General features: G+C 58.7%; 16 protein-coding genes. 7 read left to right on the forward strand and 9 right to left on the reverse strand.

The genetic code is table 11. The features are described 5' to 3' along the window. Positions 1-17: 17 nt before the first annotated feature. The gene (locus tag AAAX73_RS03425) at positions 18-884 is read right to left on the reverse strand and encodes a LysR family transcriptional regulator (protein ID WP_349125019.1); all 867 of its coding nucleotides are present in this window, start codon (positions 882-884) and stop codon (positions 18-20) included. A gap of 158 nt (positions 885-1,042) precedes the next feature. Between AAAX73_RS03425 and AAAX73_RS03430 the strand changes: the two genes are divergently transcribed. Together AAAX73_RS03430 and AAAX73_RS03435 are read left to right on the forward strand one after the other, a co-directional pair. Continuing rightward, positions 1,043-1,945 (forward strand): DMT family transporter, encoded by a 903-nt coding sequence (locus tag AAAX73_RS03430; RefSeq protein ID WP_349125020.1) that lies wholly within the window; start codon positions 1,043-1,045, stop codon positions 1,943-1,945. An 88-nt stretch (positions 1,946-2,033) separates the two neighbouring features. Then, entirely contained in the window at positions 2,034-2,759 is a 726-nt protein-coding gene (locus AAAX73_RS03435; protein WP_349125021.1) for a uracil-DNA glycosylase, read from the forward strand. Positions 2,760-2,808: 49 nt separating this feature from the next. Here the strand turns inward: AAAX73_RS03435 and AAAX73_RS03440 are convergent, their stop codons facing one another. The 3 genes from AAAX73_RS03440 to AAAX73_RS03450 form a co-directional block, all read right to left on the reverse strand. Next, positions 2,809-3,489 (reverse strand): SDR family oxidoreductase, encoded by a 681-nt coding sequence (locus AAAX73_RS03440; protein ID WP_349125022.1) that lies wholly within the window; start codon positions 3,487-3,489, stop codon positions 2,809-2,811. A gap of 9 nt (positions 3,490-3,498) precedes the next feature. Next, positions 3,499-4,221, reverse strand: a complete 723-nt coding sequence (locus AAAX73_RS03445; RefSeq protein ID WP_233509065.1) for a VUT family protein — start codon at positions 4,219-4,221, stop codon at positions 3,499-3,501. Positions 4,222-4,377: 156 nt separating this feature from the next. Next, on the reverse strand, positions 4,378-5,991 hold the full coding sequence (locus AAAX73_RS03450) for a peptide chain release factor 3 (protein ID WP_055286676.1): 1,614 nt from the start codon (positions 5,989-5,991) through the stop codon (positions 4,378-4,380). A 551-nt stretch (positions 5,992-6,542) separates the two neighbouring features. On the opposite strand from AAAX73_RS03450, the gene AAAX73_RS03455 reads away from it, so the two are divergent. The 3 genes from AAAX73_RS03455 to AAAX73_RS03465 are packed head-to-tail and all read left to right on the forward strand — an operon-like array spanning position 6,543 to position 8,523. Then, positions 6,543-6,923 (forward strand): GntR family transcriptional regulator, encoded by a 381-nt coding sequence (locus AAAX73_RS03455; RefSeq protein WP_117645822.1) that lies wholly within the window; start codon positions 6,543-6,545, stop codon positions 6,921-6,923. Between the two features lie 23 nt (positions 6,924-6,946). After that, on the forward strand, positions 6,947-7,828 hold the full coding sequence (locus AAAX73_RS03460) for an ABC transporter ATP-binding protein (RefSeq protein WP_271744625.1): 882 nt from the start codon (positions 6,947-6,949) through the stop codon (positions 7,826-7,828). Beyond that, positions 7,825-8,523 carry an ABC-2 transporter permease gene (locus AAAX73_RS03465; RefSeq protein WP_271744624.1) on the forward strand — a complete coding sequence of 233 codons (699 nt, stop codon included), beginning with the start codon at positions 7,825-7,827 and terminating at the stop codon, positions 8,521-8,523. Before AAAX73_RS03460 ends, AAAX73_RS03465 begins: the two co-directional genes overlap by 4 nt. Positions 8,524-8,609: 86 nt before the next feature. Here AAAX73_RS03465 and AAAX73_RS03470 read toward each other — a convergent pair whose 3' ends face one another. From AAAX73_RS03470 to AAAX73_RS03480, 3 genes are all read right to left on the reverse strand, one after another. Next, positions 8,610-9,911, reverse strand: coding sequence for a chloride channel protein (locus AAAX73_RS03470; protein WP_349125023.1), 1,302 nt, complete (start codon positions 9,909-9,911; stop codon positions 8,610-8,612). Positions 9,912-10,036: 125 nt separating this feature from the next. Beyond that, a complete protein-coding gene (locus AAAX73_RS03475) occupies positions 10,037-10,570 on the reverse strand; it encodes a TIGR00730 family Rossman fold protein (RefSeq protein ID WP_117582834.1) in 534 nt (177 codons plus the stop codon). 36 nt (positions 10,571-10,606) lie between these two features. Next, positions 10,607-11,032, reverse strand: coding sequence for a potassium channel family protein (locus AAAX73_RS03480; protein ID WP_055252221.1), 426 nt, complete (start codon positions 11,030-11,032; stop codon positions 10,607-10,609). A gap of 295 nt (positions 11,033-11,327) precedes the next feature. Here AAAX73_RS03480 and AAAX73_RS03485 point away from each other — a divergent pair, with 295 nt between their 5' ends. Continuing rightward, the gene (locus AAAX73_RS03485; RefSeq protein ID WP_349125024.1) at positions 11,328-14,132 is read left to right on the forward strand and encodes a transporter substrate-binding domain-containing protein; all 2,805 of its coding nucleotides are present in this window, start codon (positions 11,328-11,330) and stop codon (positions 14,130-14,132) included. 42 nt (positions 14,133-14,174) lie between these two features. Beyond that, the gene (locus tag AAAX73_RS03490) at positions 14,175-14,654 is read left to right on the forward strand and encodes a pyridoxamine 5'-phosphate oxidase family protein (RefSeq protein WP_117736499.1); all 480 of its coding nucleotides are present in this window, start codon (positions 14,175-14,177) and stop codon (positions 14,652-14,654) included. A 69-nt stretch (positions 14,655-14,723) separates the two neighbouring features. Here the strand turns inward: AAAX73_RS03490 and AAAX73_RS03495 are convergent, their stop codons facing one another. Continuing rightward, entirely contained in the window at positions 14,724-16,916 is a 2,193-nt protein-coding gene (locus tag AAAX73_RS03495) for an ATP-binding protein (RefSeq protein WP_117647361.1), read from the reverse strand. Beyond that, the gene (locus AAAX73_RS03500) at positions 16,913-17,782 is read right to left on the reverse strand and encodes an ABC transporter substrate-binding protein (RefSeq protein ID WP_117635835.1); all 870 of its coding nucleotides are present in this window, start codon (positions 17,780-17,782) and stop codon (positions 16,913-16,915) included. Before AAAX73_RS03500 ends, AAAX73_RS03495 begins: the two co-directional genes overlap by 4 nt. Between the last annotated feature and the right edge of the window lie 18 nt (positions 17,783-17,800).

The following is a 17,800-nucleotide window of genomic DNA, read 5'->3' on the forward strand; positions in this document are numbered from 1 at the left end:
CAACGCCACGCCAGTCATTAATTGACAATATGCGAGCTCATATAGTCGATAAAGCGCCTCGTGGCGATAGGCATGGTGTCCCAGCTGCGCCAAGCCGCCACGACGTCGCGCGAGGGAGCATGCACGATGGGGCGCACACAAATATCGGCCCGCATGCCCTCGACGGTACGGCGGTAGAGCATGCTCACACCGAGGCCCTCCTCCACCATCGCCATAATGGTGTAGTCATCGGTGACCTCACTCGTCACATGCGGCGATAGCCCGTGCGCGGCAAACGCATCGAGCACCAGGCTCTGTTCGCCCTCATCCAGCAGCACAAACGGTTCGGACGCCAGGTCGGCAAGCGTCACCTTTTCCTTTGCCGCCAGTGGATGGACGGCTGGCAACAGCGCCACCAGCTCGTCGTGATAGACCACGCGTTTCTCGAGCCCCTCGGTAAATCCACGCGCTGTAAAGCAAAAGTCGACTATGCCATCGTGCACCCACTGGGCGTTGCGCGTGTAATCGCCCTGCTTGAGGGTAAAGCGCACGCCCGGATGCAGGGCCCCAAAGTCGCGGATCACACGCGGCAACACAGTACGACTCACGTTGGTAAACGTCGCAATGCGAATGTCGGTCGACGAAAGCCCCAGCAACTCCTGGCGCTTGCCCTCAAGCTCGGCCTCGGCCGTAACGATCTGGCGCAGATACGGCAGATACTGTTTGCCGTCGCGCGTAAGCGAGACGCCCTGCTTGCCACGCTCGATAATCGTGGTGCCCAGCTCGCGCTCGAGCGCCTTGACGGCCTGGCTCACCGCGCTTTGCGTATAGCCCAGCTCGTCGGCGGCACGTTTCAGGCTGCCGCAATCGACCACCATACATACAATCTGATACCGCGATGCCATCGTGCCTCCACATCGATGTAGCCGTAAAACGTTTTGCCAGGGCTTTTTCTTCCAACATTAGTACTTCTTAATCATACTGAAGATACATTCGCTTTACTACATCCATATCTGGGAGCAGAATCCTTTTTGCGAAACCGTTCTGTAACAAAAGGAGTCCCATGGATCGCAAAAAAGCAATCGCGCTCTCATTTTCCGTTCCCGTCGCATGGGGCTTTTCGTACCCCCTCATGAAGATCGGCATGGACAGCATGAATGCCACGAGCATCGTCGCGCTGCGCTGCATCATCGCCTTTGCGGCCTGCCTGCTGCTCTTCCACAAGCACGCGGTGCGCATCAACCGTGACCTGATGGTCCGCGCCGCCATCATCGGCGCCATCATGGCAACCGAGATCACCTGCATGTGCCTGGGCTCCAGCCTCACCTCCGCCTCCACCGCCGGCTTTTTGCAGAGCCTGACGGTCGTGATCGTGCCGTTTGCCAACGCGGCCCTGCTGCGTCGCGCCCCCGAGCGCAAGGTGCTCATCGGCACCGCCATCGTCACCTGCGGCATGTTGCTGCTCTCGGGCGCCGACTTTACCAGCCTGAATCCCGGCGCGATCATCATGCTGCTCTCGGCCTTTATCTATGCCGGCCACATTATCATCGCCAAGCGCTTTGTCGAAGAAGTCGATCCGCTGGCTCTGGGCGTTTGGCAGCTGGGCTTCGGCGGCTTGTTCTCGGGTATCGCCGCATTTACCTTTGGCGGCTTCACGCTTCCCAGCACGCCGAGCGAGATCGTCGTTATCGTTGCGCTCGCACTCATCTGCTCTGCCTACGGCTTTATCACCCAGACGCTCGTGCAGCCCCACGTACCCGCCGAAACCACTGGCTTTGCCTTCTCGCTCGAGCCGGTCTGCTCTGCCGTCTTCTCGTTCTTCTTGGTCGGCGAAGTGCTGAGCCCCATCGCCTTCTTTGGCGCCGCCCTCATCCTCACCGGCGTCATGGTGGCAACCATCGAGCTTCCTCGTCTTCGCGCACATGAACACGCTCGCATGGCAGGAGCGCCCGAGCGCGTCTCGTAGACCCCACTCTTCATACAGCCGTGGCATAAAGGCAACCGGTGCGCCTTTACAATAGATGCCAACATAGCATCTGCCATAAAGGAGCCCCATGGACACCGCAACCCGCGACCGCAACATAGCAACTTGGTTGGGCGATGCGCCGCAGCCGGTACGTGACACGACGAACCAGCTGCTCGAGCGCATCGCCCTTTTACGTGCCGAGCAGACTATCTACCCGGCACAAGACGACATCCTCAATGCCCTCGCCTACACGCCGGCAGACCAAGCCAAAGTTGTCATCTTGGGTCAAGACCCCTATCACGGACCCAACCAGGCCATGGGGTTATCGTTCTCGGTTCCCGCGACGCAAACCAAGTTGCCGCCGAGCCTGCGCAACATCTACAAGGAGCTCAAAGCCGATCTGGGTTGCCCCATTCCCGCCACGGGAGATCTGACGCCATGGGCACAACAGGGCGTCCTGCTCCTTAACACCACGCTCACCGTGCGCGAGCATGCCGCGAACTCACACGCCAAACTGGGCTGGAGCACGCTCACCGACTACGTTATCGAACGCTGCTGTCAGCTGCCCCAGCCGGTAGTCTTTTTGGCATGGGGTCGCTTTGCCCAGCAGATGGTCGAAGGCAAGCTCGCCGCGACCGGCGCAGGCAAGGCAGCCGGTAAGTTCTGCCTGGCCTCCACACACCCCTCGCCGCTTTCGGCCAACCGTGCCACGGCAGAACTCCCCGCTTTTATGGGGTCGCGCCCCTTCTCGGCATCCAATCGTCTACTCGAACAGCACGGCTCGATCCCCGTCAACTGGACTTGCCTCGGCTAAAAATCGATACATCAAAAACGCGCCCGACGGCTTCCATCGGGCGCGTTTTTTACTCGGGCCAGATAAACTGGGTGCGGCCGGCCTCGCCGCCATCGATCAGCAGGCTCTGCCCGGTCATAAACCGGTTGGTCACGCCCACAAAGTAGATCCACTCGGCGATCTCTTGGGCGGTGGCCCAGCGCTTAAGCGGCGTGAGCTCCATAATCTGGCTCCACAGGTGCTCGTCTTCCATCACGCAACGGTTGAGCGGCGTGATAACGCCGCCCGGGTCCACACTGTTGGCGATGGCCTGCGGTGCTAGGCGGTTTGCAAGATTCTTGGTGTAGGCGATAACGCCGCCCTTGCTGGCGGCATAGGCGGGAAACTCCGATCCCGTATGTCCGCTCGCCGACCCCACATTGACCACGGATTTGATAGCGGGCGCCGGCTTGGCGGCAAGCCCCTCCCCCTCAAAGGCGTAGCACTCGGTCACGTTGATGGTGCCACACAGGTTGGCGGCAATATCGTCGGCCGAGTCCTGCGTGCCGGCAACGTTCACGATTACCTGGGGTTCAAGGTCAACTGGAAACGAGTCCGGCTCGCGGACATCAACGATCAGATGGCGGTAGCGCTCGTGTTCGATCGCCGCCGGCAGCAGATCAAAGCCCACGACCTCGTGGCCCTCGTCCAAAAAGCGCTGCACGCACGCGGCTCCGATACCGCCCGAAGTGCCCGTGATCAATACCTGCATATTGGCTCCTTAGGCAGCCGCGTGACGCTCGAGGTACTCGGCGCCCACGTTCTCGCGCTCCCAGCCGCGCACGACCTTGTAGCCCACGGGGCTCAGGAAGACCTCGCACAGCAGCTCGGCAACAGCGCCGGTCAGCGAGCACATAAGGACCTGCACCCAGGTCCAACCAAAGAACGTATGGCTCACCACAATGGCAAAGACCAGATTGTCGATAAACTGGCCAACACCCGTGGACACATAGGAGCGGAAGGCAAAGCTCGCAAAGTTATTCTTTTTGAGCATACGGCCAAGCGACTGGTTGAGCGTGGAGTTGACCACGGCAGAAACGAGCATTGCCAGCGAAGAGCCGAGCACCACGTACCAAGTGCCGCCGATGGTGGCATTAAGGGCAGTGTTGACCTCGATCATGCCCGTGTCATAGTAGGCGCCCCACATGCCAGGCGTGAGCGAGCATGCCCAAAAGCACAGGCTCACGGCCAGGTTAACCAGCAGCGCGAGGATAGAGATTTTGATGGATGCCTTGGCGCCAAAGCGCTTGCAGATCATGTCCTGGCACAAAAACGAAACCCAGCTCACCACAAAGCCGCAATCGAGTGCCAGATACGGCAGGCTGATAAGCTCTTTGTTGGCCAGCAGGTTCATCATGATGACGCTCACGAAAAACAGCGAAACCGTTGCCGCGGGAATGCTCCGCAACAGGACCTTGTAGTCCTCCATGACCTTCTTGATCATTATGTACTCCTTTGGTTTTAGGTTTAACGAGCAGGATATCGGACCCGAACTGCTCGGACGCCCCGGTCTTGAGACGACGGTGGGTATGATAGCCGCTCACACGGCATCAGGCAAGCAAACGGCGCGGCAGCCCCGCAGGGCCACCGCGCCGATGCGTTAAAAGGCTACGTTGCCAAACTCAGACAGGATAAGGTCGGGGTTGTGGTCGGTTGCCCAATCCACGTTCCACGGACTCGTGAACAGCAGCAGCTTACCGCCGCGCATATCCTCGACGCGAAGGGTGTCGCGCGTGAGCGAAAGGCCCGGGATATCGATGGTGTCGGGGTCGTTCTGGATCCAGCGGATGTCCGTATAGGGCAGTGGCTGGCGACGAACCTCAACACGGTACTCGGCCTTGAGGCGGCGCTCGAGCACCTCAAACTGCAGCACGCCGACCACGCCCACAATGACGCTTTCCATGCCGGCGCCCAGCTCGCGGAAGATCTGGATGGCGCCCTCCTGGGCAAGCTCCTCCATGCCCTTTACGAACTGCTTGCGCTTGAGCGTGTCGACCTGCGTAATGCGGGCAAACATCTCGGGGGCAAACGTCGGGATCTGCGGATACTGCACGTGACGCTTGCCGGAGCATACAGTGTCGCCGATGCTAAAGATACCCGGATCGAACAGGCCCACGATATCGCCCGCGTACGCCTCGTCCACGATGGCGCGGTCGTCGGCCATCATCGACGTGCCCGTGGCAAGCTTGAGCTTGCGGTTACCCTGCACGTGGAAGGCGTCCATGCCACGCTCGAACTTGCCCGAGCAAATGCGCACAAAGGCGATACGGTCTCGGTGGTTCTTGTCCATATTGGCCTGGATCTTAAACACAAAGCCGCTAAAGTCGTCGCGGCAGGGATCGACCGGCTCACTGGTGAGCGTATCGGTATAGGCGCGCGGCGTCGGGGCCAGGCGCAGGAACTCCTTGAGGAAGGGCTCCACACCAAAGTTGGTGAGCGCCGAGCCAAAGAACGCCGGGCTCAGCTTGCCGCAGGCCACAGCATCCAAGTCGAGCTCGTCGCCGGCGCCATCGAGCAGCTCGATGTCGTCCATCAGGTTCTTGTGGTTCTCCTCGCCGATGAGCTCGTCCATGGAAGGATCGCCCAGCTCGGCCTCGACCTCGGCGACCTTCTTGGTGGCGTTGGCGTGACCGTCGCCCTCAAAGGCAATGACGCGACGGGTCTGACGGTCGAACACGCCGCGGAAGTTGCGACCACTGCCGATCGGCCAGTTCATGGGATACGTATTGATACCCAGGACGTTCTCGATCTCTTCCATGAGCTCAAACGGATCGCGAGCCTCGTGGTCGAGCTTATTCACAAAGGTGAAGATGGGAATATGGCGCAGCGTACAGACCTTAAAGAGCTTTTTGGTCTGGGCCTCGACGCCCTTGGCGCCGTCGATGACCATGACCGCGGCGTCGGCCGCCATAAGGGTACGGTAGGTATCCTCCGAGAAGTCCTGGTGGCCGGGGGTATCGAGGATGTTGACGCAGGCGCCGTTATAGGTGAACTGCAGAACCGAGGAGGTAACGGAAATGCCGCGCTCCTTCTCGATGTCCATCCAGTCCGAGACGGCGTGCTTGGCCGAGCTCTTGCCCTTGACCGAGCCGGCGGTCTGGATGCTGCCGGTATAGAGCAGCAGCTTCTCGGTAAGCGTGGTCTTACCGGCGTCCGGGTGGCTGATGATCGCGAATGTGCGGCGCGACGAGATTTCATCCGACAGGCTTGCCATGCGGATCCTTTCTTGCATTGAGTGCATTACGTCGATGTAACCGCACTATTGTAGCCGCGAAATCCCGCCATAGGGCACCTATCAGGACAAATTCATCAGTTGGGGCCTGGGTAGCAGTCGATGGCGGCACTCCGCAGCAGTTCGTCTCGATCTGTAACATCTAGACGGTTTTTGAACCTCTACCTGTTACAGATTTAGACAAACAGGCGGGCGTCCCAGAAAGATCTCGATCTGTAACATCTAGCCACTCAAAACGGGTCCATCTGTTACAGATTGAGATATAAGGATAGACGGGTGGCCAATGTCTCGATCTATAACATCTAGCAGCCAAAATCTTCTCCAGTTGCTACAGATTGAAACAACCAGGTGGGGCCCGCCAGCAAAATCTCAATCTGTAACAGGTAGCCGTCCAAATCGGTTCCAGATGTTACAGATTGAGATGAATGAACGAGCGAACAATCCCTATTTACCTCTTGCGTAACTGTGCATAGTGTATATATACTGTGCTTACCGGTTATATACACGTGTAGCCCAACAGCTAAGGAGCCGCTGTGGACATTATCCTATCCAATTCGAGCGACAAGCCCATCTACGAGCAGATATCCTCGCAGGTCAAAGCTCAGATCCTTTCGGGCACACTCGCTGCGGGAGCCAAACTCCCCAGCATCCGTGCACTCGCGAGCGACCTGGGTGTGAGCGTCATCACCACCAAGCGCGCCTATGCCGACCTGGAACAGCTCGGCTTTATCTGCACCGTGCAGGGCAAGGGCTGCTTTGTCGCCGAGGGAAACCAGGAACTCTTGCGCGAAAACCAGCTCTGCCATATCGAAGAGTTGCTTGCGCAGGCCGCTACGCAGGCCGAAACCCTGGGCGTCACGCGCGACAAATTGCACGAGATGCTCGACCTTGTGGCCCCCGAAACCATGCAGTAGCCATCTGCAAGAAAGGCTATACCATGCAAAACTTGCTAGAACTCAAAGGCGCCTCACGCCGCGTAAGCGACCGCTTTTCCCTACGCGATGTCACGCTCACCGTGGAGCCTGGCCAGATCGTTGGCTTTGTTGGTGCCAACGGTGCTGGCAAAACAACGACGATTCGTGCCGCGCTCGGGCTTATAAAGCTCGATGCCGGCGAGGTGCATCTGTTTGGACAGCGCTGCGACACCAACGCGCCCGACGAGACGCAGCGCCACCTGCGCTCCCGCGTAGGCCTTGTCCTGGACACGTGCCCCTTCCCCTCCACGCTCAAGGTGGGCCAAATCGAGGCGCTCGTAGGCCCTGCGTACCCCACGTGGGACCGCAAAACGTTCGCCGGATTCATCGACCGATTTGGCCTCGACCCCAAGACAAAGGTCAAGGACCTCTCCCGCGGCATGGGCATGAAACTGCAGCTTGCCTGTGCACTCAGCCACAATGCCAAGCTGCTCGTTTTGGACGAAGCCACCGCGGGCCTCGATCCCATGGCACGCGAGGAGCTGCTTGATGAACTGCTTGCCTTTGTCGCCGACGGTCAGCACAGCGTGCTGCTCTCGAGCCACATTACGTCCGACCTCGATCGCGCCGCCGACCGCGTCATCTGCATCGATAACGGCTCGATTGTGTTTGACCTGCCGCGCGAGGACATTACTGACCGCGCCGGCATCGCCCACTGCACCCAGGCACAGGCCGCCGAGCTTATGGCTTGCGTCGAAGGCGCCCGCGCCGCCCACCACGCCTATAGCGTGGACGTGCTCGTGCCCAACCGTCGCGAAGCGCTCGAGGCCTTTCCCGAGATTCCCTGCGATCGGGCAACCATTGATGACTACCTGCGCCTCACGCTGAAAGGGGCTTCGAAATGAAACGTGCCATTATGTCCGAGCTCGCCATCGTTCGCACGCTTATCCCGAGTATTGCGGGCGTCGGCTTATTTATATTCATCGTGATGACCCTCGCCAACACGTCGGGTGGCGACTCCGGCATGAGCGCCGGCGCCTGCGCCGTCAGTGCCATGTCGCCCATCCTATTCATGAACTCACTGGCCGGTTACGACAATCAAAACGGTTGGGAGCGTTATCGGGCAACGCTGCCCTTCTCGCGCAAAGACATCATCTGCGCACGCTACCTGAGCGTTATTGTCTTCTCCGCCGTCATGGCATGTGCAGCTACGCTATTGAGTATCGTCGCCATCCCGCTCTTCAACAGCGCGGGCATTCCTTCGACGGGACAGACGGTCTTTGAAATCGCAATCGCCTCGGCAGCATCGATGCTTATCTCCCTCATGATGGTGTTTTTGGCACAGCCGCTGTTCTTTCGATTTGGACACATGGAGGCGTTGCGCCTATCCGTTGGCCTGTTTGCCCTGCTTGGTTGCGGCACCATGGCCACGCTGAGCTCCTCCAACCCCATCAGCAACTGGCTCATGTCGATTGCCGGGGCAAATCCCGATCCTGCCGTTCTGGGCTGTCTGTGCGCAGGAATTGCCGTGCTGGCCCTCGCGCTATGCGCAATCAGCTGCACCGTCAGCACCAAGGTTTATCGAGTACACGACCTGTAGGCACGCGAGTCTCAATCCACGAAGGACGCGATCGCCCCCCCCGCAAATCCGTGACAAATGGCATATCCCCGGCACGCGCTATCGTGCTACTTGCGCAGCGGCTTGGGCAGCGGAATGCCTGCCGCGATGACGGCGGCGATGATCATGCAGACAATGCCCTTGAGCGGGAAGCACATGAGCAGCAGGCCCACGACCATGACGGGCTGACGCATGACGGCACCCATCGTCGAGGCGGTACAGACGGCGACGCAAAAGACCGGATCGGCGCCCGTAAGGACGGCAAGGCCGTAGCCCAGGCTCACGCCCGAGAAGATAACGGGGAAGAAGTGACCGCCGCGCCAGCCCAGGTTGATGAGGGCGGGCGTCAGCATGGCCTTGATAAGACCAGTTGCAATGAGCACACCGGCGGGAATGGTCATATAGGTCTCCATGAGCACGTCGGCCTGCGTCTCGCCAGCAAACATGGTGTAGGGCAGGACCGTGCCGCAGATAGCGAGCGCCAAACCGGCCAGCATGGCCTTGACGACAGGGCGCTCCCCTATGGCGTGGGCCAACGCCTCGCTCGCGTGCCCCGAGACAAAGTACAGCCAGCCACAGGCCGTGCCGACGAGCGCCAGGGGAATAAGCCAAGCAAGCTCGAGGTTGCCCACCTGCGCGGCCTCGAACCTCGGCATACCCATGCCGCCGCCCACAAGCTGGCCAAGCAGCAGGTAGGTGCCCAAACCGCCAGCGATCGCGATACCGTAGACCACGGTCTTTTGCGCCTTGGGAAGCTTTATGGTGATCTCGTCAGACGCGGACTCATCGTCATTGGCACCCTGACCGTCAGCACTTCCGGCGAGCGGCGCCACAAAGCCAAACACGGGCGCGGTAAAGAGCGCCGTCAGGACAGCCTGGGTGCCCAGCAGCGTGAGCTCCCTAAACTCAGCTCCAAAGCGACGCATGCGGTCGCCGACCCAGCTGCACAGACCCGCGATAACTCCGGTCAGGCCGGCCTCCGGTCCAATACTTCCGCCAAACAGCAGCGGCAGCAATGCCGCAAGCGAAAGCTTGCCGAGGTTGTCGTACGGGTAGCGACCGTCTTGTTTAACCTTGGCCATCACCTGGTTGAGGTCATCGGTCTTGGTGCCCGTAATCTTTTCGTACAGACCGATCAGCAGGCCGCCCAGCAAGCAGACAAAAAACGGGTACGGCAGAAAACCGAACGGGCCGCTCGCGAGCTCAGGCGAAGCGACGCCCAGCGCGTGCGGAATCTCGGTCCATAGATAGTCGACACCGTGCTCCATCGCAAAAAAGAACAGCCAGACCGCGGCGCCTGCGAACGCACCGGTCACGGCAACGCTAACTAAAAACAGCGCACGGTTTTTGGGTTTTGCAAGACTATCCATCGGGACCTCCCGTGGTCAAATTCGGCAAAGATACGTTTTATTGTAGAGCGAGCGTTACCCGAACGAGCCAACCGTCTGCGCCGCAAACGGCACCATTGGGAGTCATAGTGGGGCAGGCTCAAGACTTATCCGTTGATAATCGAGGCAATCTCGCGCAAATCGTCGGCAAAGTAGATGCCGTGCTGGCGCCTCGGGCTCGAAAGCCCTTTATCAATCATGCGTCCGAGCAGCGCCTTGAGATCGTTGTAGTAACCGTCCAGGTTATACAGGATGCACGGCGCGCTCAGATGCCCCAGCGACACGGCCGACATGACCTCGGCAATCTCCTCGAGCGTACCCGTCCCGCCGGGAAAGGCAATGAAGGCATCACCAAGCTCGATCATCTTGGCCTTGCGCTCGGCCATGTCGCTCGTCACGATGAGGTCGTCGATGCCATCGTGCTGAAACTCGGCCTCGATAAAAAAGCTCGGCTCCACGCCCGTCACGTGTCCACCGGCATCGAGCACGCTATCGGCGAGCGCGCCCATCAAGCCCGACTTGGACCCGCCGTATACCAACGCGTGTCCGTTAGCGCCAATCCAGTTGCCCAGCTCCTGCACCGCGGGCAGAAACGCCGGGTCATTACCGACGCTGGCACCCAGATACACGGTGATATTCATATTCAGTCCCCCTCATCGTGACGCACGGCGCCCGTTCTAGCGCTGGCGTCGACGATACTCGCGCACGCGACGCGAAAGATCGGCGAGCTCGTCACGATCGAGCTCTTCCAAATGCTCAAGATCGTCCATAAAGCGCGCCATGGTGTCCTTTTGGCGCATCTTGATGAGCGTATTGCAGTAGTTCACCGCCACGCCCGTAAGCATGGCGATGTAGAAGATGCTGATGACGCTCAAGACGACGGTAATCGCGCGGGCAACCGGTGTCTCGGCCGGAATGTCACCAAAGCCGATGGTCGAGACCGTCTCAAAGCTAAACCAAAGTCCATCGCCAAAGGTGAGGGTCGTGGGCTCGGACAGCCAGACGGCCGTCGAGCACAGCAGATAGAACACAAGAAACAGGCCCGTGATGCGCGCAAAGCCAGCCTGGCGCAACACGTCGGCAAGCGTCCTCAACTTGTTCATCGCGACCCCTTTTCCCAAGCGCCCAATCATGTTCGTTCGGTATTGTCCCACACTCGACACTCGAGGACGCTCCTTTTGTGCTGGCAGAAAGGGACTGTCCCCAACTGCCGGCACATAAGGAACGTCCCTAAGTGCCAACTCCGGCAAAGAGTGTCCCCGGCGACTAGTCGTTTAAGAACGTCCCCAATGACTACTACAACTGCCGGACAGATTGGGAACGTCCCTAAGTGCCGGATGTTAGGCAAGCTGAGCTGGTATCCTTATGCGGTATTATCTCGACTCGATAGGATTGCCTGTGAAACCTTCCGCCGTCCTTCGCTTAGCTCTATATCGCACCCTAGCTGTCGCGCTTGCTGCGCTCACACTACTGAGCGCCGTCATGCCCACCCCAGCCTTTGCCGCCGACTCCGACCAGCAGGTCAAGACGGTTCGCGTTGGCTGGCTCGTCAACAACAAAGGCTTCCAGGAAGGCACGCCGGGCGAGCGCCTCTCGGGATGGGGCTACGAGTACCTCCAGACCCTCTCGTATTACACAAAGGGCTGGCAATACGAATACGTTAGCGGCACCTTCTCCGAGCTTATGGACATGCTCGAGGCAGGCGAAATCGACCTCATGCCCAACATCTCGTATTCGGCAGAACGCGAGCAGAAGCTGCTCTTTTCCTCGAACCCCGAGGGCACCGAGCGCTACTACATCTACGCCAGGCCCGACCGCGACGACCTGGCCAAGGGTGACCCCCAGGCGCTCCAAGGCCTCACCATCGGCTGCAACTCTGGCGTTATGCAAACTATCGTCGGCCAGCAGTGGCTCGCCGACGAAGGCGTTACCTGCACCTATAAAGAAATCGACACCGGCAGTGCCCTCTTTGAGGCGCTTGCAGACGGCGAGGTCGACGCCGTCATCATGAACGACACCATTTCGTCGCCCGATGCGTCACCCATGTTCTACGTAGGCTCGAGCGACTACTATTTTGCCGTTCCCAAAAGCCGCCCTGATCTGATGAACGACATCAACGCCGCCATGACGACCATCGCCCGCGATAACCCGCGCTATAACGAGGAAGTCAAATCGAGTTACTCGACCCAAAACAGTGGCTCGTCATCGCTCACCGGCCCCGAGACCACCTGGCTCAAAGAAAACGGCAATACCATCACGATCGGCTATCTTAAAAACCAACTTCCCTACTGTACGCAAAATGACGACGGCGAGATGGAAGGGTCGCTCGCCTCGCTTGCAACGACGTTGCACGACAAGTTTGGCATTACGGTCAAAACAATCGCACTCTCGAGCAACAAACAAATGATCAAAGCCCTTTCCAACGGGACCATCGATGTCGCCCTGCCGTTGTTTCGCGACTACTGGCTCGCCGAGCAGACAGGGGTCATCCAGTCAAACTCGATGGGAACGGTTTCGCTGACCGCCATTCACAGTGGCAAAAACCTGAACAGCGACCTTAAGAACATCGCTTGTACAAAGAGCACAATCGTTAACCGTTTTGAGCTCGAAAGTCTCTTTCCGAACGCAACGGTAACCGAGTATTCGAATGACGGCGAGGTGCTCAAAGCCCTCGATGAGGGGAAGGCACGTTGCATCATTGTCCCCAGCACGCGCCTGGAAACTCTCCGCGACATCTACGACATCGAGGATTTCGAAACACAGGAACTCACCAACACGGCACAACTATCGTGTTTAATTTCGCGCGGCAAGCCCGAGCTGCTGGGAATCATCAATAAGGGCATCGTCAATGCAGGTGAATCGCTCTCTGCAAACAGCTATTTCCCCACATCGTACTCGGCGCAAGAATCGGATGCGTTCCGACTTCTCTACCGCAACCGCATCGTCATTGCGGCAGTCGTCATCTGCATTTTGCTCACCGGCATCGTCATCCTTGTCTGGTCGCTTTACCGCGCACAGGAGGAACGGCAGAAAGCCGATGCCGCCAACGCCGCCAAAACCGCTTTCCTCACGCGCATGAGCCACGACATCCGCACGCCGCTCAACGGCATCCTGGGCCTTATCGAAATTGAGGAATTGAGAGAAGGCGACATGCAGGTCGCCCGCGAAAGCCGCGCCAAGGCGCGCGTTGCCGCCAATCACCTGCTGTCACTGATTAACGACATCCTCGAGATGGGCAGGATCGAGGAGCGCAAAGTGACGCTCGAGCACGAATCATTCAACCTTAAAGAGCTGTGCGACAATGCGCTCGTACTGTGCAAGCTCCGCGCATCGGACCGCGGCATAACCATGCTCGACACCAGCGAGCCCTACGCTGTCGACCAATATATGATCGGCAGCCCCACCCATATTCGGCAGATCCTTGTCAACCTGCTCGACAACAGCATCAAGTACAACAAGCACGGAGGCACCGTCACGTTCTCATCGACCATCAAACCGGTCGACGACGAGCACGCCGTGTTTTGCTTTAGCGTCTCGGACACCGGCATCGGCATGTCGCCCGAGTTTCTAAAGCACATCTACGAACCGTTTGCCCAAGAGGGCAACGATGCCCGCAGTAAATTTCAGGGAACTGGCATGGGCATGCCGATCGTCAAATCGCTCATAGACATGATGGGCGGCACGATTGAGATTTCGAGCGAGGTCGGCATGGGAAGTACGTTCAACGTCCAGATTCCGCTCGATATCGACAAGAACCCTCAGGCAAGAGAAGGTGCGGACGAGCAGGCGATCAGCTGCTCGCTTGCCGGCATGAACGTTCTTTTGGCCGAAGACAACGAGCTCAATGCCGAAATTGCCCAGGCCCTGCTCGAAAGCGAAGGCATCGTCGTAACTCGCGCCGCCGACGGCAAAGAAGCGGTCGAACTATACACTAGTCGTCCCGCCGGCAGCTTCGATGCGATCCTGATGGACATCATGATGCCGGGCATGGATGGCTACGAGGCAACTCGCGCGATTCGTCTGAGCGAGAAGGCCGATGCAGCCGACATCCCCATCATCGCGCTCACCGCCAATGCCTTTGCCGAGGACGCCAAGGCGGCACACGATGCCGGCATGAACGCCCATCTGCCCAAACCGCTCGACTTTAACAAGCTCAAAAACATCCTCGCCCGCATCAAGAAAAACGGAACTGTTTCGCTATAGTTTGTGCCCACCCACCATGCACAGTTAGAAAGGAAGCCAACGATGTTTAGGCCCTTACGTCGAAAGAAACGCGCCATCACTGACGAGGAAGCGCGCGAGTTGCTCGCTATCTGCAAGCGCGGTGTCTTTGCCGTCAACGGCGATGGTGGCTACCCGTATGCCATTCCCGTCAACTACTTCTTTGACGCCGAGCACGACAAGATTTATTTCCATGGTGCCAAGGCTGGCCACAAGGTCGATTCACTCAGGCGTGATGATAAAGTCTGCTTTACCGTTTACGGCAACGAGTGGTACAAGGACGATGACTGGGCTCCCTATGTTATGAGCACCGTGGTCTTTGGTCGTTGCCGTCTGGTAGATGAGACACCTGCGTTTATCGAGGACAAAGTCCGCCAGCTCGCGCTTAAGTACTACCCCTCTGCCGAAGAAGTTGAAGAGGAAATCGCCAAAGACATCAAGGGCGTCCAACTCTACGAGATTTCGATTGAGCATCTTTGCGGCAAGCAGATCCATGAAAAGTAAGCCCAAAAACAGGTCCTGCAAATAGCAAAATGGCTCGGTTCCAACCAGTATTGGAACCGAGCTATTTGTTTATGAAGCGTCGGCGGCTATGTGCGCAAGCGCCTCAACGAGATCCTGAGAACTCACGGGTTTGCTCAGATGCGCGTTCATGCCCGCCTCGCGCGAAAGCCTACGGTCGTCGGCAAAGGCATTGGCGCTCACGGCGATAATCGGCGTGGTCGCGGCGTCCTCGCGATCGAGCGCTCGAATCTGACGCGTGGCCTCAAGGCCATCGATGCCGGGCATCATGATGTCCATCAATACCACGTCGTACTCGTGCGGCGCGCTCGCGGCAAACGTCTCGACGGCAGACTCGCCATCTTTAACATGTGTCACGACGGCACCGGCGCGGTCGAGCGTAAACTGTGCGATCTCGGCATTCAGGTCGTTATCCTCTACGAGCAAAACACGCAGGCCCTGGATCACGTCGCTGTCGCCTGCATCCACGCGAACTGCCTGGGGAATCTCGGAACTCTTGCACTTCTCAAACGGCAGGCAAATGGTAAACGTCGTCCCCCGCCCCAAGGCGCTCGTAAAGCTCATGGTTCCGCCCATAAGCTCGACCAACTGTTTGGCAATAGACGCGCCCAGGCCAGTTCCCGATGAAGCGCCTTCCACCTGCTGTTCCTCGCGGCTGAACGGCTCGTAGAGGTGCTGTTGAAACTCCTCGCTCATGCCAATGCCGTTATCGGCGATCGTGTATTCATAGACGGGGACACCGTCCACCGGCTCCACCTCGCGGCATGTCAGGCGAACATAGCCGCCCTGGCGGTTGTACTTGACGGCATTACCGGCAATATTGAGCAACAGACGCTTGAGGTGCGTCACGCTCACCCGGGCATAGGGATGATCAAGAGTCCGTTGGTCGCAGATAATTGTCACCAGGCGCTCCTCGGCTTGGCGCTCCAGAATATCGCACACCTCACGGTTGAGGGCCACCATATCTGTAGGCACGAGATTCAGGTCGACCTGCCCGCTCTCCAAGCGGCTCATATCGAGTGCCTCGTTCGCAAGGTCGAGCAACAGTCCCGACGCCGTCCAGATCTTTGAGCGGCACTCAGTCTGCTTTTGCAAGTCGTCCGCGTTGGCATTGCCCACCTCGACCATACCGCGAATGCCGTTGATGGGCGTGCGCAGGTCGTGACTCATGCGACGCAGGAACTCCGTCTTTGCAGAGTTGGCAGACGAAGCTTCGCGCGCCGCTTTTGCCAGTTTGTCGCCATAGTCGCGCTCCTGCAGCAACAGGTCGGCAAAGCGTTGGCTCTCGGCGCGGCGGCGCACCAACACAACAGTGGCTATAACACCGCCGTAGAGTGCCAACACGCTGGCAACAACAGCGGCAACAACCTCAAAGTAACGCTGCGCGGGAGCATAGGTGTACACGTAAAAATCGCGCGCTTTACCAAATGTGCCCAGATACCACTCACCGCTGTCGTTAACCAATCTGACCTTACCAGCCAGGCAACGCTCCTTAATGCCGTTGACAACGATGGCATCCGTCGCAGGCAAATCGAACACGCCTGACACGGCGGGCTCAACAGCGTTGGTCGCAACGACCTTACCGTCGTTTTCGATCACGATATTGCCGCTATCGATGGTCTCATAACCATCGAGCAAGCTCTGCAACTTGAGCGTATTGCTCGCGACCGCCTTGGCGCTCTGGTGCCTCACCGCGACAACGATGCCCTCACCGTCCCGCCGGGCCACGCAGCCAATGTCTGCGACCGAATCGTCCGCAAGCGTAATGCGAGCGGTATAGGACTTAAGCGGATGGGCTGCCACCTCCAGCACAGGCGCCTCTTTGAGATTCGCGGCGAGCGACTCGTAGCCCACGTCATCCTTCGAGGACTCGGACACCAAGTTGCCCGATGCATCCGTTACGATCAGCGCTGTCACATTAAACTGGTCAGCATATTGCTCCAACGTAGCGTTATCCACCGAGCCGTCGCGCTCCATATCGCGCGCCGCCTCTCCGGCGATCTCCATAACGCGAATCAGGTTTTTGGTCGCATAGGCGCTGTTGAACGCATCGTAGGAAAGGCTCTGTGTCGCCACGTAATCGACAACGTCGGCAAAGCGCTGCTCGGCCTGAGCTGTCGTGTAGGCGTAGCTCGTCACGCCGGCAACAATCGAGAGCGCTATCCCCAACAGGACGACGATGAGCCATTCCCGTGCCGAACGATCGCCCCGCTCCTGAGCGGTGTGGTCGGACGCATCAATCATGACAGGCCCTCCACATTCAAAAAGGGCGAAGGGTCATCAAAATACTTTGACACCAGGCGCTCCATGGTGCCATCGGCAAGCATTTCTTGGTAGGCATGGGTGAGCTTAACGTCGATGCCGCGTGTGTCGTTGATATCGAAAGCGGTGCCCAAACCAACCTCTAGCAGCGGCTCAGACAAAATGCGATACGTCACGCCATAGTCTTTTTCGTAGGTGAGCAGCGAGGACTCATGCGCGGCGATGGCGTCGACTAGGCCCTCGACAAGCGCCGGGTTCAGGTACGAGCGGTCCGAAAAGCTGTAGAGCTCCTTAATCTGCGGAACGTTTTCATTGGTGTGATTGAGCAGAATCGATTCGGGCTTGGTGGTGGACTGGACCGCCACGACCCTACCCTCAAGATCGGCAAGCGTGTAGATATCGCTTTCGGGATCGACAGCAACCACCTGTCGGCTCGCAAGGTACGGCCCCGCCCAGCGATACTCGCCTTCGCGGCCCGTCATACTAAAGCTGCCCATGACGCAATCGAGCTCGCCGCTCGCCAGCAGCTCTTTCTTCTTTTCCCAGTCGATCAGCTGGTACTTTGGCTTGTAGCCAATGCGGCCCAAAGCCTCGGTCAAAATATCGACATCCAGGCCAACAATATCGCCGTACTCGTTGCTATACACAAACGGTGGATAGAGGTCGCTGCCAACGTTGAGCGTCTTAAGGTTGTCGTCTTTGACCTGCGAGGCGGCTGCGCCTTCTGATGCAGACGCCGCGGCCCCATCATTCAACCCGGAACAGCCAGCTATCGCCACGACAAAGGCGCCCACCACTGCAAGCGCAACAAACAACGATATGGCGGCCGAGCGACGAGGTCTTTTCATCGAGCTCCAGACGATCCT

The sequence above is a fragment of the Collinsella sp. CLA-ER-H9 genome (genome assembly GCF_040092295.1).
Classification (GTDB): domain Bacteria; phylum Actinomycetota; class Coriobacteriia; order Coriobacteriales; family Coriobacteriaceae; genus Collinsella.